Source organism: Halosegnis rubeus, assembly GCF_009184545.1.
In the GTDB taxonomy this organism is placed as follows: domain Archaea; phylum Halobacteriota; class Halobacteria; order Halobacteriales; family Haloarculaceae; genus Halosegnis; species Halosegnis rubeus.
In genome coordinates this window covers 533,149-553,928 of the sequence record NZ_QJOW01000002.1, presented here as the reverse complement: position 1 = coordinate 553,928, position 20,780 = coordinate 533,149, and the positions used below count along the sequence as shown (strand labels likewise).

Genomic DNA, 20,780 nt, shown 5'->3' with positions numbered 1-20,780 from the left:
ATCCACGCCTGTGGAGACTGCGCTCCCTACGGACACCACTTCGGTGTCTGCAAAGCGCGTCATCGAAACAGGAAGCCCCACCCTCAACGAAGCCACAACAGTGGCTGAGTAGGGTGGGGTAGTTCACCTTGGGATCACCGATGAGGAACGCGCCGGCGACGAGGTTCCCAATGAGATCTTGTGAGGCGAAGCCGATTGCGAGGGTCAACGCCGCGACGACAGTCGCGATCGACGAGAGGAGATTTCCGAACCCGGCGACGGCAAAGCCGACCGTGACTGCGAGCAAGCCGACCCCCACGAGCGTCAGCTTTCGAGCTGGCTTCACGAGCGTCTCGCCGGCCCCTCGCGCTCGGAGGGTTCCTCGGTGAGCGGGAGAAGCGTCGCCTTGCCGGCGTAGTAGACAATTGCGACCGTGAGTAGGAACGTCGCTGCGTTCGTCGCGAACTCGACGGCGTTCGGAACGAGGGTGGTTTCGATGAACGTCTGTATGTCGGCGTCGAGACCGGTTTGGAGCGGTATCACACCCCCACGACTCACGATCGCCACATAACTCCGCGGGGACGCAAAACGACACGCTTAACGGCGAACCCGTGTTTCCTTGGGATGCTTGGGACCGTGGGGTAGTGGTATCCTCTGCGGATGGGGTCCGTTGGACCCGAGTTCAATTCTCGGCGGTCCCACTTCGATTCCTCGCGAGCGACTGCACGGTCGAAGGCTCACTGTTTTGCCAGCCGCGACCCGACGCCGACCGCCTCGGCTATGAGTTCGTGCGACCGGAGCTTCGTCTCGTGGTCGGGGGCAATCTGCTGGAGCATCACCTCCTCGGCACCGAGCCGGTCGGTGAGCTGGCCGAACAGCCCCGCGAGCGTCTCCGGGCTACCGGAGATTGCCCGCGGAAACTCCCCGCCATCGAGAGTCGTCGGAGTCGGCTCTGGGACGCTGCCGAGTTCGTCGATGGCTTCCTTTACCGTCGGGCGAGCGCCGACATCACCGCGCTGCATCCGTTGGTACGACGCCTCGGCGACAGCGCGGTAGCGGGCTGCTTCCTCGTCGGTGTCACCGGCGATGGCGTTGAGCGCGACCATCACCGTCGGCGAATCGACGCCGATGGGTGAGTCGGACGGCTCGAAGCTGTCGCGGTAGGTTTGGCAGGCACGCTCGCCGAACCCCGGTCGGATGAAGCCGGCAAAGCAGTACGGAAGTCCGAGCTTGCCGGCGATTTCACCGCTGGACGGACTGGAGCCGAGTACCCACGGCGCTGGCGTACCCGACGCCGAACGCGGGAGCTCGATGTCGCTGTACGGGTGGTCGTCGGGAAACTGGTCGGACAGATGTGAGACCACGGCCTCGATCTTCTCGGTGTGGTCCTCGTTCGGATTCTGGACGCGGCGGCTCGTCTGGAGTGCGCGGTCGACCGCGGGCGAGCCGTTCGCCCGACCGAGTCCGGCGTCGATACGGCCGGGAGCGAGGGCATCGAGCGTGGCGAACACCTCGGCCACCTTGTACGGGCTGTAGTGGTTGAGGAGAACGGCCCCGGAGCCGAGCCGAATCGAATCGGTCGCGCCCGCGAGGCGACCGAGCAACACCTCCGGCGTGGTGCCGGCGAGCGACGCACCGCGACCGTGGTGTTCTGCGACCCAGACGCGCTCGAATCCGAGAGCCTCGGCGCGTTGTGCGGTCTCGACGGTGTTAGCGAATGCGTCGGTCGCCGTTCCGTCGCGGGGGACCGGCGAGAGGTCGACGAGAGAGAGCTTCACGGTTGTGCTTACCCTGCGCGGACAAAAGCGCTTGTCCGGCGGCCGGTTCAGGTGAGCGCGCGACCGGTCGGGGAGACGACGTACCACGTCCGCGGCTCGTTTCCGAGCCGGTGGACGAGTCCGGAATCGACGAGTGCGTCGACGACGGCGTCGGGGTCGTTGATGTCGTTGTTCGCGGCGGCGACGTGGATGTCGGCGGCGGAACAGCCCGCGGGGTTCGCGCGTATCTCGCGGAGGAGCGACACGTGGGGTGTCGAGAGCGACTGTTGAGACATGCTACAGAACTAGGGGCACTGTGAGTATATAGTTAGCTGGTGGCTACCGACGATTCCGGAGACGGAGACGGAGAGCTGTCAGAGTGACATACTTTATAACGAATCGCGTACACCTGCGCGTGTGGACACACCTACTGTCGTCCTGAATTCGGCCCGCCCGACCCGCCGTGGGGTGGTCGGCTGTGCGTAGCCGACTCCTCGCGGTTGTCTTCGCCACCCTCCTCATCGCGACGCCGATGGCCGGTGTCGCCGGTGCACAGGAGACACAGGAAGACGGTCCCGAGTGGCCGACACCGCCCGAGGCGGATAGTGCGTACGTGACCGACGACGGCGACGTCGTCCTCGTGTACGAACAAGAGACCGAGTCCCCGACCGACGGGACCGTCGAGACCACGAACTTCGGACTCAACGTGGGCGAAGGCGTCGCACACGCCTTGTTCGTCCAGAACATGACGAGCGCGTCCGAGACGACCGGCGAGTTCACGACGGTGCTCGACCCGGACCGCGTCGCGATGAACGGCTCGCTGGCGACGCCGTCGCCGGACGCGCTGTCGTCGTTCTCGCTGGACGCGAACCTCGTCCAGAGTGACACGGAGTCGAACGCCGACGTCTCGCTCGATGCCGGCATCGACGAGAGCGCCGGCGTCGCCGGGCTCGTCGAATCGACCGACCTCCAGAATGAACTGCGTGTCGGTCCGGACCGGGTCACCGCCGACGGCCAGGTCTCTTTCTCCACCGGCTTCGGTTCCGGCACGGAACAGAGCCAGTCGTTCACGGTGACGGAAGACGACAGCGGCTACACGCTCGATGCAGCCCAGGACCGGCCGGTGTACTCCTACGCGGTCGACAACTGGAACACCCGCAGTGCGGCCGAACGGACGATCACCCAACAGTACGGCTCGCTGGCGACCCAGCTGGGCGGTGAAGCGTCCGTGACCCTCGAGTCGTACTCCTTCTCGAACGCGACCGACTCCTTCGCCGACGGGATGCTCGACATGGAGTTCACCGTCGAGTACAGCGGCATCGACGACGGGCTCTCCGAGCAGGTCGCCACGACGCTCGCCTCGTCCGAGCAGTACGACCTGACACAGTCGGAAGCCGAGACCGTCGGTGAGCAGATCGCCGAGATGCAGATTAACGAAGCCGGCTTCTCGACGAGTACCAGCGACGGAACGAACGAGTACAGCTACACCGCCGACGTTGAGAACTACGACGGCGCGCTCCGCGCCTACTACACGGTACTTCAGTCGGCGTCGATGCCGGCCGGCACCTCGCTGCCCGCCTCCTACAACGCAAGCTTCGACCGGATCCAGCAGACGCTCGACGCACAACAGGAGTCCGGCATGGTCCAGACGTTCACCCTCGACGGCTCCGTCTCACAGGCCGACAGCGGCACGGACGTGACGCTGAACGCCGGCTACGAGACCGAAAACTGGGAGGCCTACCGGCAGGCGCTCGCCGATCGCGGCGTCGAACTTGCCAACAGCGAGGTGAGCCTGCAGGCCGGGCTCGATGGTGACGAGATCGCCGCCGACGGCTCCGTGACCGTCCAGCAGGACGAACTCGTCTCGAACGTGCTCAGCTCCGTCACGAGCACGACGGAGAACGGCTCCGACGTGAGCCGGCTCGCACAGGCGTTCGAGGACGCCGGCTTCCAGCGTGCACGCACCGACATCTCCGTCAGCGACGGGCAGGTCCAGATGGAAGCGGGTGCGTCGTTCCGCAACATGCAACAGCTCGCCTCGGTGTACCAGCAGCTGTCGGGCGCGGAGTCGCTCCCGTCCAGCATCGTGGGTGAGCAGAACGGCTCCGAGAGCGCGAACGTCTACATGCGGCTCTCGGGTGCCGTCAGCGCCGACGCGACCGAGGAGGACGTGCGCGGGCTCGAACCGGTCGGCGAGGACACCGAGGTGAACCTCGCGGGCGAGTACGACCGCACGTTCCCGAGCGTCGACGTTGAGAACGCCTACGATTACCTGGATATCGACCGGTCGAGCGGCACCGACACCAGTGAAGGCTCACAGCCCGGCTTCGGTGTCGCCGTCGCACTGGTCGCACTCGCCGGCGCTGCCTTCCTCGCGCGCCGCGAGTAACAACACGCGCGGCCCTTCTTTGGAACGCGCTCACGTGCCGATAGCTACCACTCTCCAGCGAACGCGAGTGAAAGTCAGTGGTTTCGTTACCGTTTCGCGCCCGGATTCGTCACCGCGCCGTTGGCCGCAGAGCCGAACGTCTGACCGTACTTCGCGAGCACGCCGGTCGTGTAGTTCAGTTCGGGCTGGTCGCGCTCGTCGAGGCGCGCTTCTAACTCATCATCAGAGAGGTCGACCTCCATCGTGCGCTCGTCAACGTCGATACGGACCACGTCACCGTCTTCGAGCGCGCCAATCGGCCCACCGACGTACGCCTCGGGGGCGACGTGCCCAATCATCGGCCCACGGGTCGCTCCGGAGAAGCGTCCGTCGGTGAGCAGGGCCACGTCGTCTTCGTGGCCGGCCCCGACGACCGCGGCCGTCACGCCGAGCATCTCACGCATCCCGGGACCGCCCTGCGGCCCTTCGTTCCGGATGGCGAGCACGTCGCCCGATTCGATGTGACTCTCTTGGACGTACGCCATCGCGTCCTCCTCGTTCTCGAAGACGCGGACCGGTCCCTCGTGGTACCACTTGTCCTCGCCGGTTACTTTCAACACTGCGCCGTCGGGCGCGAGGTTGCCGGTGAGAATCTTGATGGCACCCTCCTCGTGGAACGGGTCGTCCACCGGTGCGAGGAACGCCTCGTCGATGTCCTCGTCGGCGGGAAGGTGGCCGCTGGCTTCGAGTTCGGCCAGCTCCTCGGCGATGGTGTTGCCGGTGACGGTCGCGGCGTCGCCGTCCATGTAGCCGCCCTCGACGAGCCGGCGGACGACGACCGGAATCCCGCCGACCTCGTGGAGGTCGTTCATGACGCGGGTCCCGCCGGGCTGGAGGTTCGCGATTTTCGGGGTACGCTTGGATATCTCGTCAAACTCCTCGATGGAGAGATCGATGCCGGCCTCGGCGGCGAGCGCGAGCAGGTGGAGCACGGCGTTGGTAGAGCCGCCGACGGCGACCTGGAGGGCGATGGCGTTCTCGAAGCTCGCCTTCGTGAGGATGTCAGAGGGTCTGCGGTCGGTCTCGACACACTCCAAGACGAGTTCGCCCGCGCGCTCTGCGGTCTGGTAGCGTTCTGGCGCTTCGGCGGGCGGGGAGGCGGAGCCGAGGGGTGCGAGTCCGAGCGCCTCGGAGATGGACGCCATCGTGTTGGCGGTGAACATCCCGCCACAGGAGCCGGCACCGGGACAGGCGTCGTGTTCCATCTCCACGAGTTCGTCTTCCGTCATCTCTCCGGAGGCGACCGCGCCGACGCCCTCGAAGACGTTCTGGACGGTTATCTCGCGGCCCTCGTGGTTACCGGGCATGATGGACCCGCCGTAGAGAAAGACCGAGGGGAGGTCCGTCCGGATGGCAGCCATCATCATCCCGGGGAGGTTCTTGTCACAGCCGGCGACGGTGACGAGTGCGTCCATGCGCTCGCCGAAGGAGACGAGTTCGACGGAGTCGGCGATGACCTCTCGGGAGATGAGCGAGGCCTTCATCCCCTCGGTTCCCATCGAGATGGCGTCGGAGATGGTGATGGTGCCGAACTCGATTGGCATCCCACCGTTGGCGTCCACGCCGTCGAGGGCGGCCGTCGCCACGTCGTCGAGGTGGACGTTACACGGCGTGATGTCGGCCGCGGGGTTGGCAATCCCGACCATCGGGCTGGCGAGGTCGTCGTCGTCGAACCCCATCGCGCGGAACATCGCGCGGTGTGGGGCTCGTTCGGCTCCTTCAGTCACTTCACGCGACCGGAGGTTGGCGTCCTTCTCGGGGATGTCGGGAGTCTGCTCTGGCGGCTCCTGCTGGCTCATAGTAGCCGCTTGCGTTGGACAGGGATAAGGATGCACGCCCGAACAGATGTTGCAGCCACGCGTCTCCGCCCACAGGTCTATTCGCTTGCCTCCCGTATTCGGCGTATGGACCAGACGACACTCACGGTCAACGGAACGGAGGTGCCGGCACTCGGCTTCGGCACGTGGCGACTCACCGGCGAGACCTGCTATACGGCCGTCAGGGACGCCCTCGACGTCGGATATCGCCATCTCGACACCGCACAGGCGTACGGGAACGAGCGGCAGGTCGGCGACGCGCTCGCAGACAGCGACGTGGACAGCGACGACGTGTTCGTCACGACGAAGCTCAACGTCGGTAACCGCGACTACGAGGACGTGTTGCGAACGACAGAGGAGTCAATCGCCCGGCTCGGACTGTCGGAGCTTGACTTGCTGCTCATCCACAATCCGGCCCAGCGCACGCCCGTCGAGGAGACGCTCGACGCGATGTGTGATCTCGTCGCCGACGGGAAGGTGCGACACGTCGGCGTCTCCAACTTCAACATCGACCGCCTCGACCGCGCCCGCAGGCACGCGACGGAGCCAATCTTCACGAATCAGGTGCAGTTCAGCCCCTACTGGCCACAGAGCGGGATGCAGGATTACTGTGCCATCCACGACGTGCTGTTGACGGCGTACTCGCCGCTCGGCCACGGTGCCGTCCTCGATGACCCCGTACTCGCCGAGGTCGGGTCGCGCTACGACAAGTCGGCGGTGCAGGTAGCGCTCCGATGGCTCCTCCAGCAAGGGGTCGCGACCGTGCCGAAGGCGACGAGCCGTGAGCACATCGAGGCGAACTTCGACGTGTTCGACTTCGAACTCACGCCCGCGGAGGTGGAGACGGTTCGCCAGCCCTCGCGTGGCCGTGCGCTCAAGGGCTTCGTCCGCGGCTACCTTCCGGGGTGACTTAACTCCGCGCGTGACGTAGCGTCGGTGTGATGAAACAACTCCGGGAGGGAGTCTGGCAGATCGAGTGCAGCGGCGTCAACGCGTATCTGGCCGACGACGACGGCACGCTGACGCTCATCGATGCGGGGACGCCCCGCGACGAGCAGACGATTCGGGCCGCGGTGGCGGAGGCCGGCTACGCGCTCACGGATATCGAGCGCGTGCTCATCACCCACTACGACGTGGACCACGTCGGCGCACTCGCCGCGCTCGGTTTGGACGCGGAGATCTACATCGGGGCGAGCGACCGCGGCTTCTTCATCGGCGACGAGAAACCGCCGCTCGGGAATCTGAAGGGCGCACTCCAGCGCGTCACCGGAACCGTCACCACCCCGCCAGCGGGTGAGGTGACCGGCGTCGCGGACGGCGACACCGTCGGCTCCTTCACCGTCTACTACACGCCGGGACACACGCCCGGCCACGTCGCGTACGTGAGCGAGACGCTGTCGGTCGCGTTCGTCGGCGACCTCGTGCGCGAGAGCGACGGCGACCTCGGTCCCTCCCCCAAGCCGATGAGCTACGACACCGAGCGCGTCCGCGACTCCATCGAGTATCTGGCCGACGCGGAACCGGCAGTCGAGGTGTTGGCGATGGGCCACGGCGTCCCGTTCGTCCGCAACGGTGCGGTTCGACTCGCCGAGCTTGGCGAGCGAATCGCCCGCCTGTAGCCGATTCGACCGCCCTATCCCTGCGTTTTTGCGGCCGCCACTCTTACATTCGGGCATGAGTCGGGGTCATCCTTCCCCGACCGGCTGGAGCGAAGTCGAACAGCCGCCGGAGATCATCGAGAAGTACAACCCGCGGGACCCGACGCTGTTCGAGTACGACTGCGAGGAGCCGATTGCCGTCCACGTGCTCCCGGAGACGCAAAACGTCCACGACCGCAGCGAACAGTGGCGCGTCGGCGTCGTCCACGGCGGGAAGACGAACTTCGAGGGCACCGATCCGATTCGGACCGGTATCGCCGACCGCAGCGGTGCCTTGGCGGTGGCCGAGGAGTTCATGCTCGGCTACGAGTCGCGCGTCCAATCGGGCGAGCAGACGCCCGAAGCGCTGCTGGCGGAGTGTTGTAAGCCGGCGGTCGAACGAGTCGAGTGATCAGGCCGCGGCGACCTCTTCCGCGACGAAGCTCGGGTCCATCAGCTTCGGGTCGAGGATGTGGCCGGCCTGTCCGCGCGCAAAGTCGGGGAGCGAGCCTTCGGCGTAGACGACGACCCGAACGTCGGGGTTCAGTTCCTTCGCGACGGGAATCGAGGTGGCCAGTCGCATCTCGGTGATGACGAGTACGTCCGCCTCGGCGATGCCGGCGGCTTCGAGCGCGTCGCGGTTTGCGGTGCCGGCGGCGGTCGTCACGTCGACGCCCTCGGTCGTGAGGGCCTCACCGAGACTTGACACGTCGTTGCCGGCGATAACAGCGCGGGTCATACACGAGCGTTCGCGCTGACGGGGATAAGCTTGTTCTGTCCTACTCGTACTCGATCGTCGCAGGCGGCTTGTGAGTCACGTCGTAGACGACCCGCGAGACGTTGTCGAGCGAGCCGGTGATGCGCGACTGGATGCGCTGGAGTGTCTGCCAGTCGAGTTCCTGTGCGCGGGCGGTCATCCCGTCGCGCGACTCCACGGAACGGACGGCGACGACCCAGCCGTGGACGCGGTTGTCGCCCTTCACGCCCGTCGCCTTCCCGATTACGGCCGCGAACGCCTGCCACGGCTCGTGTGCTTCCGTCTCCTCCTCGACGACGTGACACGATTCGCGGGCGACCTCCACCTTCTCCGCGGTCACTTCCCCGACGATGCGGACGGCGAGACCCGGTCCCGGGAACGGCATCCGCTCGGAGATGATCTCCTCCAACTCGAGGGCGCGGGCGACCTCGCGCACCTCGTCCTTGTAGAGGTCGCGACACGGCTCGACGATGCCGTCGAAGTCGACGACCTCGGGCAGCCCGCCGACGTTGTGGTGGGACTTGATGTTCCCTTCCGACTCGATGCGGTCGGGATAGATTGTCCCCTGCACGAGATAGCGGGCGTCGGCCGCCTGTGCCTCGCGCTCGAACTCGCGGATGAACTGCTCGCCGATGACGTGGCGCTTCTCCTCGGGGTCGGTGACGCCCTCGAGGGCGGTGAGGAAGCGGTCGCGCGCGTCGACGACGCGAAGCCCGTCCATGAACGCGAACGTCTCGCGAATCTCTTCGGTCTCACCTTTTCTCATCAGGCCGGTGTCGACGTAGACGGCGGTCAGGTGATTGCCGATCGCCTCGTGGGTGAGCGCGGCGGCGACCGAAGAGTCGACGCCGCCGGAGAGGGCGATGATGGCCTCCTCGTCGCCGACTGCCTCCTGAATCTCGGCTTTCGCCTCGGGGATGAACGACTCGACGTCGACCATCAGTCGTCACCTCCGAGCACGGCATCGAGCAGACCGACGAACGGCGGCGATGCGCGCCCGGGGCGCGAGCGGAACTCGGGGTGGAACTGCGTGCCGACGAAGTACGGGTGGTCGTCGAGTTCGAGTATCTCCATGCGATTGCCTGCGCGCCCGGAGAACGTTATTCCGGCGCTTTCGAGTTCGTCGATGTACTCTGGGTTCACCTCGTAGCGGTGGCGGTGGCGCTCCGTACAGGAGTCGCTGCCGTAGAGGTCAGCGGCGAGCGTCCCCTCCTGAATCTGGGTCTCGTGGGCACCGAGCCGCATCGTCCCGCCCATGTCCTCGACTTCGTACTGCTCGGGGAGGATGGCGATGACCGGGTGAGGGGTCTCCGCTTCGAACTCCGTCGAGTCGGCGCGGTCCAGCCCGCAGACGTTGCGCGCGAACTCGATGACGGCCATCTGGAAGCCGAGACACAGCCCGAGGAAGGGAACGTCGTGCTCGCGGGCGTAGCGGACGGCCTCGATCTTCCCGCCGGTCCCCCTGGCCCCGAAGCCGCCGGGGACGACGAGACCGTCGGCGCGTTCGAGTCGGTCGCGGTGGTCGTCGGTCATCTCCTCGGCGTCGACCCACAACACGTTCACGTCGACGCCCTGGTCGAGACCGGCGTGTTTCAGCGCCTCGTGGACGGACAGGTAGGCGTCCTCGAGGTCGTACTTCCCGACAAGCGCGATGTCCACCTCACCGGTTGTCTCCTGGGTGACGAGTTCGCGCCACTCGTTTTCACGCGCCGACTCGGGCAGCGCCTCCTTGGCGAGGTCGAGCCGCTCCATCACGTACTGGTCGAGTCCCTCGTCTTCCACGACGAGCGGGACCTGATACACGTCGGGCACGTCGGGGTTCGAGAAGACGGCGTCCGTCGGCACGTCACAAAAGAGCGCAATCTTCTCTTTCGTGTGTGGTTCGAGTTCGTCGTCGGCGCGCCCGACGAGGATGTCCGGCTGGAGACCGATAGAGCGCAGTTCCTTCACCGAGTGTTGGGTCGGCTTCGTCTTCTGCTCGCCGTTCTGTGAGTACGGGACGAGCGTGACGTGGGTAAAGAGAATGTCGCCGTCGTCCTCCTCGTGGGCGAACTGCCGGAGCGCCTCCAGATACGGCATCCCCTCGATGTCGCCGACCGTGCCGCCGACCTCGATGATACACACGTCCGATCCCTCGGCTGCCTCCCGAATCCGGCGCTTGATGTCGTCGGTGATGTGGGGGATAATCTGGACCGTCTTGCCGAGATAATCGCCGGCGCGCTCCTTCTCGATGACGTGTTGGTAGGTCTTGCCCGTCGTGATGTTGTGGTCGAAGGTCATGTCGATATCGAGGAACCGCTCGTAGTTCCCCAGATCGAGGTCGACCTCGCCGCCGTCCTTCAGGACGTACACCTCGCCGTGCTGGTAGGGGTTCATCGTCCCCGCGTCGACGTTGAGATACGGGTCGATCTTCACGGCGGTCACGTCGAACCCGGCGTTCGCGAGCAGTCGGCCGGTGCTGGCGGCGGTAATTCCCTTCCCCAGTCCGGACATGACACCCCCTGTAACGAAAATGAACTTCCGACCCATGCTCGGGTCGTACTCGGTGAGTTCCGTCGGCATACTGACCGTCGTCGGGGCCACGTCAAAACCGTTGTGAATCCACCGACCCCGGCGGCAGAGACCACCGGCAGAACTGCCCGCCGTGGTGTGAACGCTTATACAGTATCGGCTGGTCGCTAGCAGTATGACCGGACACACACACCAGCGAACGCCACCGGAGGGACCGTTCCATGGCTAAGGGACAGTTCGAACACGTCCTCGTCCCGGTTGCCTCCGACACCGACGCCGAATCGACCGCCGAGGCGCTGGCCGACCATCTCGAGACCGACCGCGTCACCGTGGTCCACGTCGTCGAGAAGGCCGGCGGCGCACCGGACAAGGCGGGCGTCAAGCAGCGCGAGGAGGCCGCCGCCGAGGCGTTCGAGCGGTTCGAGGAGACGTACGGTGAGTCCGTCGAGACGGACATCGTCTACGACACCAACATCGCCGACGGGTTGCTGGCCGCGGCCGCCGAGGTGGGGGCCGACGCGCTCGCGTTCACGCCCCGCGGTGGCGGCTGGTTCGAGCGACTCCTCTCCGGGAGCGTGACCCGCAGGCTACTCGACGAGACGGACCGACCAGTCGTCGTACTGCCCGGGGGCGACCAGTGAGCGAGGAGGAGCTCGCTAAGGACCTCGGCCCCTTCGCCGCGCTCACAATCGGCGTCGGGACAATGATCGGTGCGGGTATCTTCGTGCTGCCGCGACAGGCGATTACCGACGCCGGCTCATTCGCCGTCGTCTCCTTCGTGCTTGGCGGCGTTATCGCACTCTTCACCGCCTTTTCGGCCTCGGAGCTGGGGACGGCAATGCCAAAATCCGGCGGTGCCTACTACTACGTGAATCGCGCGCTCGGTCCCTTCTTCGGCTCTATCGCCGGCTGGTCGAACTGGCTCGGGCTCGCGTTCGCCTCGGCCTTCTACATGGTCGGGTTCGGCCGCTACATCCAGAACATCATCGGCGTCACCGGGAGTCTTGAACTCGGTCTCGTCTCCATCGCGTGGGTGAAGATTATCGGACTGTTCGGTGCGGCGCTGTTCACTTTCGTCAACTACGTGGGCGCAAAGGAAACCGGCAAACTCCAGAACGTCATCGTCGGGATTCTCGTCGTCATCCTGGCGGCGTTTACCATCCTCGGAACGACGCAGGCGAACGCGGCGAATCTGCCGGAGGCGACCGGTTACGGGCCGATGTTCGCGACCACTGGTCTCATCTTCGTCTCGTATCTCGGCTTCGTCCAGATTACGAGCGTCGCCGAGGAGATCAAAGAGCCGGGCAAGAACCTCCCGCGTGCAATTATCGGGAGTGTGCTCATCGTGACCGTCATCTACGCGCTCGTGCTCATCGTGATGAGTGCGGCCGTCGAGCCGGGGTTCATCGCGGCGCTGTCTGAACAACAGATTGCCGTCGTCGAGGTGGGACGGCTCATCTTCTGGCCGCTGGGAACGGCGCTGCTCATCGGCGGCCTGCTGGCGACGGCCTCATCGGCGAACGCCTCCATCCTCGCGTCTTCGCGGATTAACTTCGCGATGGGTCGCGACCGCATCATCACGCCCGATCTCAACGAGATTCACGACCGCTACGGCACTCCGTACAAGTCCATCGCCATGACCGGCGGGCTGATTCTCGTCTTCATCCTGCTGGCGAACGTGGAGACGCTCTCGACACTCAGCAGTGTGCTCCATCTCGTCATCTACGCCCTCCTGAACGTGGCGCTCATCGTGATGCGGGAAGCCGACGTGCCTGAGTACGAACCCAGCTACACGGTGCCGCTGTATCCGTTCACGCCCATCGTCGGTGCAATCGTCTCGCTGGCGCTAATCTACTTCATCGACCCGCGAGTCATCGCCATCGGGGCCGGGTTCGTCGTCTTCGCCGGGCTGTGGTATCTGTTCTACGCCCGGTCGCGAACGACCAGAAGCGGCGTGCTCGGTGACTGGATTCGCTCGCGTTCCGATGAGCTTCCCGACGCGGCCGTCTCCGCGGCGGCCTCCGTCGAACCCGACGCCAACGACTACCGCGTGATGGTACCGCTCGCGAATCCGAACACCGAACGCGACCTCATCAAGCTTGGGGGAGCCATCGCGAAACACCACGGCGGCACGCTCCACGCCGTCCACATCGTCACCGTCCCCGACCAAACCGACCTCCAGTACGCCAAGGAGCACCTCGGCGAGTTCGACGGTGACACCGCCGGCGTCCTCGAACAGGCGCGGCTCGACGCCGAGGAGTTCGAGGTGCCAATCGAGACGCACACCGTCATCTCCCACCGCGGCTTCGAGGAGGTGTTCGACGCCGCGACGACCCACGAGGCCGACACCGTCGTCATGGGCTGGGGCGGGAACAGCCACGGCTCGCCGGGCCGCATCGAGTCGGCCTACGACGAGGTGATGCAGAAGCTCCCGTGTGACTTCATCGTCATGAAAGACCGCGGCTTCGACCCGTCGCGGGTGCTCGTCCCGACGGCCGGTGGTCCCGACTCCGAACTGTCGGCGGCCGTCGCCCGCATCCTCCGGGACGCCTACGACTCGGAGGTGACGCTGTTGCACGTCGCCGACGACGAGACCGAGGGGCGCGAGTTCCTCGATGAGTGGGCCGAGGCCAACGGGCTTCCGGACGCCACGCTCAGAGTCGAGACCGGCGACGTGGAGGCGGCCATCGAACGGGCCGCGCGGGACGCCACCCTGTTGTCCATCGGTGCGACCGAACAGGGGCTGCTCTCGCGGCTCGTCTCCGACTCGCTCACGATGGATGTCATCGACGACCTCGACTGCACCGTGCTCCTGACGGAGACGGCACACGACCGCTCGCTGCGCGACCGGCTGTTCGGCTCGCGATAAGCCGGATACCGCCGACGCCGCTTTTGTGAGGTGAAGATTCACTGTCCGTGCCCCCTAACCGAGCGTATGGGCACGGTTCCACGAACGACGGCACGCGGCGGGCGGTCGCCGACCGTCGAGACGCTGCTCGCTCTCGCCGTCGTCTTCCTCGTCCAGTTTCCGCTCTCGGTCGTCGGATTCGCGCCACTGTTTGCACTCACGCCCGCGTTCCCGGTGACGCCATGGACCCTCGTCACGAGCACCTACAGCCACGCCGGACCGGGACATCTCCTGTCGAACGCGCTCGTCTTGGTCTTCGTCGGCTTGGCCGTCGAGCGCACGACGACCCGGCTCCGGTACCACGCGTTCTTCGTCGCGACGGGTGCGGTGTCGGGACTCGCACAGATACTTCTGGCTCCCGTGACGGGAGCCGTCGGCGTGCTCGGCGCGTCGGGCGCAATCTTCGGGCTGCTTGGCTATCTCGTCGCCGGAAATCCGCTCTCGATGCGACTGCTCGACGGCGTAGACGCGAGCGCTCCGAACTGGGTCGTCCCGGCCGGGCTGTTGGCGGTCGGGCTCGGACTCGCCGTCGCGATGAGCGGGCCGAACTCCGCGTTCGTCGCGCACCTCGCGGGACTGGTCGTCGGTCTCGGGGCCGGGCGCGCGCGACTGCTCCACGTCGGTCGCGGCGACCGACGGACCCACAGGGTATAGGTCACGGGGTGTGACATCCGGGTATGCCAACCGTCGACGACCTACGGAACGACGTTCGGGTCGCGGTCGACCGCTACGAGCGCCGCGAGTCCACCGCGTTCACGAAGGAGGCGCTGGCGGCCGTCGCCGGCGCTGTCGGTTCGCCGGTCGAGAAGCCGCTCCCGCCGAAAGGCGAGATGCATGCCGCCATCGCCGAAAGCGTCGAGGGTCTCGACGCCGACCGCGACCGAGAGCGCCCGTTCCGAAAAGCCGAACTGGAGACGCTCGTCGCGACCGTCGCGCAGTAGTCAGGCGTCAAGCGCGTCGCGCAGGAAGCCACCACACCGCCGTGCGACCTTCTGTGACTGTCCGACGAAGTGGTGGTCTGCACCCAGCGACTCGACGGTGAAGCCGACCGCGCGGGCCCGCTCGACCACGGGCTTCCACTCGGCGGTCGTGTCGCGCTCGCCGTAGAGCACGTAGCCCGGACAGTCGATGGCGTCGACGGCTGTGACGGCGTCGAGGTCGGCGGAGAGCCGCGAGGCGGGCGCGAGCGCAGCAACTCCGTGTACCTCCTCGCGGGCAGCCGCGAGCAGGGCGATACAGCCCCCGAACGAGTAGCCGAACAGCGCGACCCGGTCGTACTGCTCGCGTGCCCACGCCACGGCGTTGCGGGCGTCGGTCAGTTCCCCCTCGCCCTCGGTCCACGCGCCGTAATCAAATCGGAGGGTCGCCACGTTGGGCGCGAGGTCGTCGCTCACGGCTTCGAGCCGGGTGTCGGTCCGTTTCCCGCCCATCTGTGGATGGGGCGGACAGGCGACGACGCAGGCGTCGGCGTCGGGAGAGTCGAGGGTGGCGCGCACGTCGCGCGCGCCGGGAACGAGTACCGTCTCGCTGTCGGTCATACCCTCGGTTCGGTGCGGTGTTACTTCGCGTCTTCGTCCCCGGATTCGGTTTCTTCGTCCGCTTCGTCCTCGTGTCTGGCCAGTCCGGCGAGGTGGGGTGTCTCGGGGAGCACGACCTCCTCGACGCCGAGTCGAACAGCGTCCGTCGAGCCGGGGAGACAGAATACGGGGACGCCCTCGACGACGCCGGCGGTCGCGCGGGTGCCGACGACGCGCGTGCCGACCTCGTCGTACGAGAGCCGGCGGAACAGTTCGCCGAAGCCAGGGAGCCGCTTGGCGAACAGCCGGTCGACCGCCTCGACGGTCACGTCGTCGGGAGAGACGCCCGTGCCGCCCGTCGTGACGACGATGTCGGTGTCGTCACGCTTCGACAGCTGGCCGACGATGGACTGTATCCGGTCGTGGTCGTCGGGGACGAGTTCGCGGTGAACGACATCGTGGCCGGCGTCGGTACAGGCACTCACGATGGCGTCGCCGGAGGGGTCGTCGTCGAGCGACCGCGTCGAGGAGATGGTGACGACGCTCACGCCGAGCGTCTCGATATCGTCGTGGTGGTGCCCGTGCCCCTCCTCGTGTTCGTGGCCGTGGTCGTCGTGCTCGTCTGCGTTCCCCTCGGTCATACCGGTCGTGGGGAGGCCTCGCAGTTAGGCCTCGTGTTCGCGTCCTCGAACGAGCGGGACGCCCACGCCGGCGAGAAGCGTGCCGGCGACGATGGGTGCGATGACCTGCTCGCGGTCCCACGGGTCACACGGCTCCCGCTCGGTGCCGGTGAGGACGAGATACGACTCGTCGCCGCGAGTGACGACCGCGGTCGGGAGCTGTCCGCCGGTGAGTGCACTCCCGCCGGCCTCGCGGACGGCGGTGAACAGCGTCTGGTTCTCGTCGCTGAGGTCCGCGAACGTGACGCGGTCGTAGCCGTCAAGCGAGTCGTCGATGCGGTCGGTGTCGGTGATCTGGATGTAGGCCGCGTTGGCACACTGGCGGGCGTCGAGTTGGGCGGCCGCGCCGCTACCTGCAAGCAATAGCCCGCAGACGAACAGGGCGAGTCCGAGATACGTCCAGCGTGTCGTCCGGCGGGTCACACGCGAGGGTTCGCCCGTGCGAGCATGGGCCTTTTGCATGCGACCGCGACCTTCGGCACGTCTTTGTGTATCGGGGCTAACACCCGGCTATGAACGGTATCTTCTACGAGGAGCACGGTGACACCGACGTTCTCCAGTACGGCGAGCTACCCGACCCCGAGCCGGGTCGCAGTGAGGTGCTCGTGGACGTGAAGGCGGGCGCGCTCAATCACCTCGACATCTGGACGCGCAAGGGGATGCCCTCCCCGGGCGAGTTCCCGCACATCCCAGGCTCCGATGCGGCCGGCGTCGTCGCCGCCGTCGGCGAGGGCGTCACTCGGTTCGAGACGGGCGACCACGTCGCCGTCGCCTCCGGCTCGTACTGCGGCGAGTGTGAACACTGCCGCGCCGGCGAACACTCCCAGTGTGTCGAGTACACGATCATCGGCGAACACTCCACGGGCGTCCACTCCGAGCAGACGACGCTCCCCGAGGAGAATCTCGTCCACGTCCCCGACCACGTCGACTTCGAGACGGCCGCGGCCGCGCCGCTCGTCTTCCAGACCGCGTGGCGGATGCTCCACTCCCGCGCCGAAATCGAGGCCGGGGAGTCGGTGCTCGTCCTCGGCGCGTCGGGCGGTGTCGGACACGCCGCGGTCCAGATTGCCGACCACGCCGGCTGCGAGGTGTTCGCCACCGGTTCGACGGCAGCGAAGCTCGACGCGGCCCGGGAGCTGGGTGCCGACCACGTCGTCAACTACGAGGAAGAACCGTTCGACGAGTTCGTCAACGAACGGACCGACGGCCGCGGCGTCGACGTGGTGGTCGACCACATCGGCGGCGCGACGTGGGACGCCTCGATGAGCTCGCTGGCGAAAGCCGGCCGCATCGTCACCTGCGGCGCGACCGGCGGCCCGAAGGTGGAGGTGAACGTCGCCGACCTGTTCTGGCAGCAGTACGACATCCTCGGCTCGACGATGGGAGCCAACGCCGACATCGACGCCGTCCTCGAGTTGGTGTGGGACGGCACCTTCGAGCCACAGATTCGCGACGTGCTCCCGATGAGCGAGGCCGCCCGCGCCCACGAGATGCTCGAAGCGCGGGAAGGGTTCGGGAAGGTCGTCGTCGTCCCCGACAGCGAGCTATGAGCGACGATGACGACGGATACGTCCACGCCCCGGGCGAGGACAGCCACGGCGTCAAGCCGACTGACCGCGACCGCGAGTTCGGGCTTCGCGGCTGGATTCTCGTCGGCTGGCTGTTCGTCTCGCTCATCGTCGTTCCCGGCATGCTGTTGTACATCCCCGAGGCGGGCAACTTCACGAAGTCGCTCGGACTCGGCTACCGTGACGCCTTCCTCGTGCTACCGTTGATTCCGGCGCTCGGACTCGGCGTGCTCGGCGTCTGGGCGACGACGCGGCCTTAACGCCCCATCAGGATCGACACCGTCCACGAGCAGACGACGGTGTCGTCGCCCCGCTGTATCTCGATGTCACGCGTCACGATGCCTCGCGAGTCGTCCGACTCGGAGACGCGCATCCCGGTCACCTCGTGGCTGGCGTACAGTTCATCGCCCGGATAGACGGGCGCGTGCCACCGGAGATTCTCGATGCCGAGGCCCGCGAGGTTGGTCGAGTCGTTGAGGAAGTGCTCCACGAACAGCCGGGTCGCAGTGCCGATGGTGTAGAGTCCGCTCGCGAACACGTCGTCGTACCCCTTCGCGCGGGCGGCGTCGGCGTCGAGGTGCATCGGCTGTGGATCGAACTGTTCGGCGAAGGCGATCATCGAGTCCCGCTCTACCTCCGCCGGGCCGTAGGTCGCAGACCAGCCGACGTGAAGGTCATCGTAGGTGGTTGGCATACTCGCGGCACACCCGTCCGAGACAAAAATCCCCCGGCGCGGTCTCAGGGCTGGTCCGCCGTGTCCTGCACCCAGACGGTCTTCTCGTTGCAAAACGCCTTCAGCCCCTGTTCGGCGAGCTCGCGGCCGTAGCCGGAGTTCTTGATACCGCCGAAGGGGAGCCGCGGGTCCGACTTCGCGAGTTCGTTCACGAACACCGCGCCCGACTCGATGCGGCGCGCAACTGCCTGCCCACGCTCTCGGTCCTCGGTCCAGACGCTCCCCGCGAGTCCCAGCTCGGAGTCGTTGGCGAGCGCGACCGCCTCGGCCTCGCTCTCGACGCGGAAGACGGCGGCCGCGGGCCCGAACACCTCCTCGCTGGCGAGGGGTGCATCCGGCGGGACGTCGGTCACGACCGTCGGCGGGTAGAAATAGCCGGTCCGGTCCAGCGGTTCGCCCCCGGTCTCGACGCTCGCGCCGGCCTCGACGCTCGCCGTCACCTGCTCGTGGAGGTCGTCCACGAGGTCCGCCCGCGCCTGTGGCCCGATATCGGTGTCGGGGTCGGACGGGTCACCGACCGTCAGCGCCTCCATCTCCGTGACGAAGGCATCGAGGAAGGCGTCGTACGCGTCGGCGTGGACGATGAAGCGCTTCGCCGCGATACACGACTGCCCGGAGTTGAGCGTCCGGGCGCGTGCGCCGACGGCCGCGGCCGCCTCGATGTCGGCGTCGTCGAGCACGACGTACGGGTCCGAGCCGCCGAGTTCGAGCACGGAGGGCTTCAGCTCCTTGCCCGCAGTCTGCCCGACGGCTCGACCGGCCGGCTCCGAGCCGGTGAGCGTTACCGCCCGGATTCGGTCGTCTCGTATCATGGAGTCGACGCGGTCGGAGCCGACGACGAGCGTCTGGAACACGCCCTCGGGGAAGCCGGCCTCCCGGAGTATCGACTCGACGGCGAGGGCGCACTCGGGCACGTTCGAGGCGTGTTTGAGCAGTCCGACGTTGCCGGCGACGAGGTTCGGCGCGACGAACCGAAACACCTGCCAGAAGGGGTAGTTCCACGGCATCACGGCGAGGACGGGGCCGAGCGGCTCGGTGGCGACGAACGACTCCGTCTCCGGCTCCGTGCCGACCGGCTCGTCGGCCAGATACTCGGGGGCGCGCTCGGCGTAGTGGTCACACACCCACGCGCACTTCTCGATTTCGGCGCGTGCACCGTCGATCGGTTTGCCCATCTCCTTGGTCGCCAGCCGCGCAAACTCGTCGGTCCGGTCGCACAGTACCTCGGCCGTGGTCTCGAGCAGTCGACGGCGCTCGCGGAGGTCGGTGTCGCGCCACATCCAGAACGTCTCACTCGCGGTCGCAAGCGCCGTCTCTACGTCGTCGCCGTCGTGGCTCGCGACCGAGGAAAGCGACTCCTCCGTCGCCGGATTCGTTCGCGTCATGTGAGGAGATAGCACGACCACCAGTAAAGCTGTCGGGGTCGAAGCGAACGGAGGGAGTTTAGTAGACGGCCGCTAATAGACGGGTATGTTCGACCGTCTCGTCGCCGTCGATAGCGCGCTGTCGGAAAATCAGAAGCTGTTCGGCGGTGCCGTCATCGTCGCGCTCGGCGTCATCCTCATCGCACTGATGAGCTTCGGCGCGTTCGGTACGGAACTGCTGAAGATTCTCCTCGGTATCGCGGGCGCGGTGTGTATCATCGTTGGCACGCTGCTCGTCGGCACCTCGGAGAATCGCGAGCACGCCGTCTGATTACCAGTCGATTCGCTCCTTGTCGCGCCAGAAGTCCCCCGACGGGTTACCGGGCGTGAACCGACACAGCCACGTCGGCGTCTCCGCGCCCTTCTCCACCGACCGTTCCGCTTCCTCGCCGCCGAGATCCGTCCGGACCCAGCCCGGACAGACGGCGTTCGCCATCAGTCCCTGTTCGTTGTACTCGCCGTGGAGATACGTCGTCAGCCCGTTCAGCCCGGCCTTCGAGACGCGGTAGGCCGGCGAGCCACCGTCCATCTCGGACAGCTGTCCCATCCCCGAGGAGACGTTGACGACGCGACCGCCGTCCTGCTGGACGAGCAGCGGGACGAGGTGTTTACACACGAGCATCGGGCCGCGGAGATTCGTCCCGAGCGTCCGGTCGATGCGCGAGGGCGGCTCCGCGACAATGTCGTCACCCGGACGCTGTCCGGGTGACCGGCCCGCGGAGCTTCGCTCCGCTCTGTCGTCCCCGAACTCACCGATACCGGCGTTGTTGACGAGGATGTCGAGCCGCCCCACCTCTGAGAAGACGCCGTCGGCGATGGCGTCGATATCGCCCTCCTGTGTCACGTCGAGTAAGACCTTCTCGCAGCCGTCCGGCACCTCGGCGTTCATCGACCGCGCGCCGGCGTACACGGTCGCGCCGAGGTCGTTCAGATTTCGAGCGATTTGTGCGCCGATACCCCTGTTCGCGCCGGTGACGAGCGCGACTTGGCCGCCGAGGTCGTCGTGAAGTTCCATATCTCCGTGTCGACGGGCGGCAAAAAGGGTCTGGCTGTTCGTCTCCGGC

The 20,780-nt window shown here is 66.6% G+C and carries 24 protein-coding genes, 1 tRNA gene and 1 pseudogene; 13 read left to right on the top strand and 13 right to left on the bottom strand.

The genetic code is table 11. From position 1 onward, the window contains the following. Positions 1-112, top strand: a pseudogene (locus DMP03_RS14920) (RNA-guided endonuclease InsQ/TnpB family protein); the annotation flags it as partial. 209 nt (positions 113-321) lie between these two features. On the opposite strand, the gene DMP03_RS07565 reads toward DMP03_RS14920, so the two are convergent. Then, on the bottom strand, positions 322-522 hold the full coding sequence (locus DMP03_RS07565) for a hypothetical protein (protein WP_152120078.1): 201 nt from the start codon (positions 520-522) through the stop codon (positions 322-324). An 87-nt stretch (positions 523-609) separates the two neighbouring features. On the opposite strand from DMP03_RS07565, the gene DMP03_RS07560 reads away from it, so the two are divergent. Further along, positions 610-680: transfer RNA gene (locus DMP03_RS07560), tRNA-Pro, on the top strand. 36 nt (positions 681-716) lie between these two features. Here the strand turns inward: DMP03_RS07560 and DMP03_RS07555 are convergent. Together DMP03_RS07555 and DMP03_RS07550 are read right to left on the bottom strand one after the other, a co-directional pair. Beyond that, entirely contained in the window at positions 717-1,757 is a 1,041-nt protein-coding gene (locus DMP03_RS07555; RefSeq protein ID WP_152120077.1) for an LLM class flavin-dependent oxidoreductase, read from the bottom strand. A 47-nt stretch (positions 1,758-1,804) separates the two neighbouring features. Continuing rightward, complete coding sequence (locus tag DMP03_RS07550) at positions 1,805-2,032, bottom strand: hypothetical protein (RefSeq protein ID WP_152120076.1); 228 nt, start codon at positions 2,030-2,032, stop codon at positions 1,805-1,807. A gap of 182 nt (positions 2,033-2,214) precedes the next feature. Here DMP03_RS07550 and DMP03_RS07545 point away from each other — a divergent pair, with 182 nt between their 5' ends. Further along, the gene (locus DMP03_RS07545; protein ID WP_152120075.1) at positions 2,215-4,125 is read left to right on the top strand and encodes a PGF-CTERM sorting domain-containing protein; all 1,911 of its coding nucleotides are present in this window, start codon (positions 2,215-2,217) and stop codon (positions 4,123-4,125) included. A gap of 86 nt (positions 4,126-4,211) precedes the next feature. Here the strand turns inward: DMP03_RS07545 and ilvD are convergent, their stop codons facing one another. After that, complete coding sequence (gene ilvD / locus DMP03_RS07540; protein WP_152120074.1) at positions 4,212-5,963, bottom strand: dihydroxy-acid dehydratase; 1,752 nt, start codon at positions 5,961-5,963, stop codon at positions 4,212-4,214. Positions 5,964-6,068: 105 nt separating this feature from the next. Here ilvD and DMP03_RS07535 point away from each other — a divergent pair, with 105 nt between their 5' ends. The 3 genes from DMP03_RS07535 to DMP03_RS07525 are packed head-to-tail and all read left to right on the top strand — an operon-like array spanning position 6,069 to position 8,030. Then, entirely contained in the window at positions 6,069-6,890 is an 822-nt protein-coding gene (locus tag DMP03_RS07535) for an aldo/keto reductase (RefSeq protein ID WP_152120073.1), read from the top strand. Between the two features lie 29 nt (positions 6,891-6,919). After that, positions 6,920-7,600 carry an MBL fold metallo-hydrolase gene (locus DMP03_RS07530; protein ID WP_152120072.1) on the top strand — a complete coding sequence of 227 codons (681 nt, stop codon included), beginning with the start codon at positions 6,920-6,922 and terminating at the stop codon, positions 7,598-7,600. Between the two features lie 55 nt (positions 7,601-7,655). After that, positions 7,656-8,030 carry a hypothetical protein gene (locus tag DMP03_RS07525; RefSeq protein WP_152120071.1) on the top strand — a complete coding sequence of 125 codons (375 nt, stop codon included), beginning with the start codon at positions 7,656-7,658 and terminating at the stop codon, positions 8,028-8,030. Here DMP03_RS07525 and DMP03_RS07520 read toward each other — a convergent pair whose 3' ends face one another. From DMP03_RS07520 to pyrG, 3 genes are read right to left on the bottom strand one after another with little or no spacing between them, the layout of a single operon-like run. Further along, a complete protein-coding gene (locus tag DMP03_RS07520) occupies positions 8,031-8,357 on the bottom strand; it encodes a DUF7126 family protein (protein ID WP_152120070.1) in 327 nt (108 codons plus the stop codon). A gap of 40 nt (positions 8,358-8,397) precedes the next feature. Further along, complete coding sequence (gene guaA / locus DMP03_RS07515; protein WP_152120069.1) at positions 8,398-9,315, bottom strand: glutamine-hydrolyzing GMP synthase; 918 nt, start codon at positions 9,313-9,315, stop codon at positions 8,398-8,400. Then, positions 9,315-10,937, bottom strand: a complete 1,623-nt coding sequence (gene pyrG, locus DMP03_RS07510; protein WP_152120068.1) for a glutamine hydrolyzing CTP synthase — start codon at positions 10,935-10,937, stop codon at positions 9,315-9,317. The genes guaA and pyrG overlap by 1 nt, the downstream gene beginning before the upstream one ends. Before the next feature lie 170 nt (positions 10,938-11,107). Between pyrG and DMP03_RS07505 the strand changes: the two genes are divergently transcribed. From DMP03_RS07505 to DMP03_RS07490, 4 genes are all read left to right on the top strand, one after another. Next, positions 11,108-11,527 carry a universal stress protein gene (locus DMP03_RS07505; protein WP_152120067.1) on the top strand — a complete coding sequence of 140 codons (420 nt, stop codon included), beginning with the start codon at positions 11,108-11,110 and terminating at the stop codon, positions 11,525-11,527. Next, on the top strand, positions 11,524-13,755 hold the full coding sequence (locus DMP03_RS07500) for an amino acid permease (RefSeq protein ID WP_152120066.1): 2,232 nt from the start codon (positions 11,524-11,526) through the stop codon (positions 13,753-13,755). Before DMP03_RS07505 ends, DMP03_RS07500 begins: the two co-directional genes overlap by 4 nt. A gap of 66 nt (positions 13,756-13,821) precedes the next feature. Further along, the gene (locus DMP03_RS07495; protein WP_152120065.1) at positions 13,822-14,448 is read left to right on the top strand and encodes a rhomboid family intramembrane serine protease; all 627 of its coding nucleotides are present in this window, start codon (positions 13,822-13,824) and stop codon (positions 14,446-14,448) included. A 23-nt stretch (positions 14,449-14,471) separates the two neighbouring features. After that, the gene (locus DMP03_RS07490) at positions 14,472-14,735 is read left to right on the top strand and encodes a hypothetical protein (RefSeq protein WP_152120064.1); all 264 of its coding nucleotides are present in this window, start codon (positions 14,472-14,474) and stop codon (positions 14,733-14,735) included. Here DMP03_RS07490 and DMP03_RS07485 read toward each other — a convergent pair whose 3' ends face one another. The 3 genes from DMP03_RS07485 to DMP03_RS07475 are packed head-to-tail and all read right to left on the bottom strand — an operon-like array spanning position 14,736 to position 16,414. After that, entirely contained in the window at positions 14,736-15,332 is a 597-nt protein-coding gene (locus tag DMP03_RS07485) for an alpha/beta hydrolase (RefSeq protein WP_152120063.1), read from the bottom strand. 20 nt (positions 15,333-15,352) lie between these two features. After that, positions 15,353-15,952 carry a MogA/MoaB family molybdenum cofactor biosynthesis protein gene (locus DMP03_RS07480; protein WP_152120062.1) on the bottom strand — a complete coding sequence of 200 codons (600 nt, stop codon included), beginning with the start codon at positions 15,950-15,952 and terminating at the stop codon, positions 15,353-15,355. Positions 15,953-15,976: 24 nt separating this feature from the next. After that, complete coding sequence (locus DMP03_RS07475) at positions 15,977-16,414, bottom strand: hypothetical protein (RefSeq protein WP_152120061.1); 438 nt, start codon at positions 16,412-16,414, stop codon at positions 15,977-15,979. Between the two features lie 89 nt (positions 16,415-16,503). Here DMP03_RS07475 and DMP03_RS07470 point away from each other — a divergent pair, with 89 nt between their 5' ends. Together DMP03_RS07470 and DMP03_RS07465 are read left to right on the top strand one after the other, a co-directional pair. Then, the gene (locus DMP03_RS07470; protein WP_152120060.1) at positions 16,504-17,541 is read left to right on the top strand and encodes a zinc-binding dehydrogenase; all 1,038 of its coding nucleotides are present in this window, start codon (positions 16,504-16,506) and stop codon (positions 17,539-17,541) included. After that, positions 17,538-17,819, top strand: a complete 282-nt coding sequence (locus DMP03_RS07465; RefSeq protein ID WP_152120059.1) for a hypothetical protein — start codon at positions 17,538-17,540, stop codon at positions 17,817-17,819. Before DMP03_RS07470 ends, DMP03_RS07465 begins: the two co-directional genes overlap by 4 nt. Here DMP03_RS07465 and DMP03_RS07460 read toward each other — a convergent pair. Further along, positions 17,816-18,253 (bottom strand): MaoC/PaaZ C-terminal domain-containing protein, encoded by a 438-nt coding sequence (locus DMP03_RS07460; protein ID WP_152120058.1) that lies wholly within the window; start codon positions 18,251-18,253, stop codon positions 17,816-17,818. The genes DMP03_RS07465 and DMP03_RS07460 overlap by 4 nt on opposite strands. A 44-nt stretch (positions 18,254-18,297) precedes the next feature. Then, on the bottom strand, positions 18,298-19,677 hold the full coding sequence (locus tag DMP03_RS07455; protein WP_152120057.1) for an NAD-dependent succinate-semialdehyde dehydrogenase: 1,380 nt from the start codon (positions 19,675-19,677) through the stop codon (positions 18,298-18,300). Positions 19,678-19,762: 85 nt separating this feature from the next. Between DMP03_RS07455 and DMP03_RS07450 the strand changes: the two genes are divergently transcribed. Continuing rightward, positions 19,763-19,987, top strand: a complete 225-nt coding sequence (locus DMP03_RS07450) for a hypothetical protein (RefSeq protein ID WP_152120056.1) — start codon at positions 19,763-19,765, stop codon at positions 19,985-19,987. Here DMP03_RS07450 and DMP03_RS07445 read toward each other — a convergent pair whose 3' ends face one another. Then, positions 19,988-20,731, bottom strand: a complete 744-nt coding sequence (locus DMP03_RS07445) for an SDR family NAD(P)-dependent oxidoreductase (protein ID WP_152120055.1) — start codon at positions 20,729-20,731, stop codon at positions 19,988-19,990. Positions 20,732-20,780 lie beyond the last annotated feature (49 nt).

What these genes read in the sequence shown, in the direction of transcription:
- DMP03_RS07550 (WP_152120076.1), bottom strand. Translation starts at nt 2,032, where the DNA reads ATGTCTCAACAGTCGCTCTCGACACCCCACGTGTCGCTCCTCCGCGAG.
- ilvD (WP_152120074.1), bottom strand. Translation starts at nt 5,963, where the DNA reads ATGAGCCAGCAGGAGCCGCCAGAGCAGACTCCCGACATCCCCGAGAAG.
- DMP03_RS07535 (WP_152120073.1), top strand. Translation starts at nt 6,069, where the DNA reads ATGGACCAGACGACACTCACGGTCAACGGAACGGAGGTGCCGGCACTC.
- DMP03_RS07525 (WP_152120071.1), top strand. Translation starts at nt 7,656, where the DNA reads ATGAGTCGGGGTCATCCTTCCCCGACCGGCTGGAGCGAAGTCGAACAG.
- DMP03_RS07520 (WP_152120070.1), bottom strand. Translation starts at nt 8,357, where the DNA reads ATGACCCGCGCTGTTATCGCCGGCAACGACGTGTCAAGTCTCGGTGAG.
- guaA (WP_152120069.1), bottom strand. Translation starts at nt 9,315, where the DNA reads ATGGTCGACGTCGAGTCGTTCATCCCCGAGGCGAAAGCCGAGATTCAG.
- pyrG (WP_152120068.1), bottom strand. Translation starts at nt 10,937, where the DNA reads ATGCCGACGGAACTCACCGAGTACGACCCGAGCATGGGTCGGAAGTTC.
- DMP03_RS07505 (WP_152120067.1), top strand. Translation starts at nt 11,108, where the DNA reads ATGGCTAAGGGACAGTTCGAACACGTCCTCGTCCCGGTTGCCTCCGAC.
- DMP03_RS07495 (WP_152120065.1), top strand. Translation starts at nt 13,822, where the DNA reads ATGGGCACGGTTCCACGAACGACGGCACGCGGCGGGCGGTCGCCGACC.
- DMP03_RS07490 (WP_152120064.1), top strand. Translation starts at nt 14,472, where the DNA reads ATGCCAACCGTCGACGACCTACGGAACGACGTTCGGGTCGCGGTCGAC.
- DMP03_RS07485 (WP_152120063.1), bottom strand. Translation starts at nt 15,332, where the DNA reads ATGACCGACAGCGAGACGGTACTCGTTCCCGGCGCGCGCGACGTGCGC.
- DMP03_RS07480 (WP_152120062.1), bottom strand. Translation starts at nt 15,952, where the DNA reads ATGACCGAGGGGAACGCAGACGAGCACGACGACCACGGCCACGAACAC.
- DMP03_RS07470 (WP_152120060.1), top strand. Translation starts at nt 16,504, where the DNA reads ATGAACGGTATCTTCTACGAGGAGCACGGTGACACCGACGTTCTCCAG.
- DMP03_RS07465 (WP_152120059.1), top strand. Translation starts at nt 17,538, where the DNA reads ATGAGCGACGATGACGACGGATACGTCCACGCCCCGGGCGAGGACAGC.
- DMP03_RS07460 (WP_152120058.1), bottom strand. Translation starts at nt 18,253, where the DNA reads ATGCCAACCACCTACGATGACCTTCACGTCGGCTGGTCTGCGACCTAC.
- DMP03_RS07455 (WP_152120057.1), bottom strand. Translation starts at nt 19,677, where the DNA reads ATGACGCGAACGAATCCGGCGACGGAGGAGTCGCTTTCCTCGGTCGCG.
- DMP03_RS07450 (WP_152120056.1), top strand. Translation starts at nt 19,763, where the DNA reads ATGTTCGACCGTCTCGTCGCCGTCGATAGCGCGCTGTCGGAAAATCAG.
- DMP03_RS07445 (WP_152120055.1), bottom strand. Translation starts at nt 20,731, where the DNA reads ATGGAACTTCACGACGACCTCGGCGGCCAAGTCGCGCTCGTCACCGGC.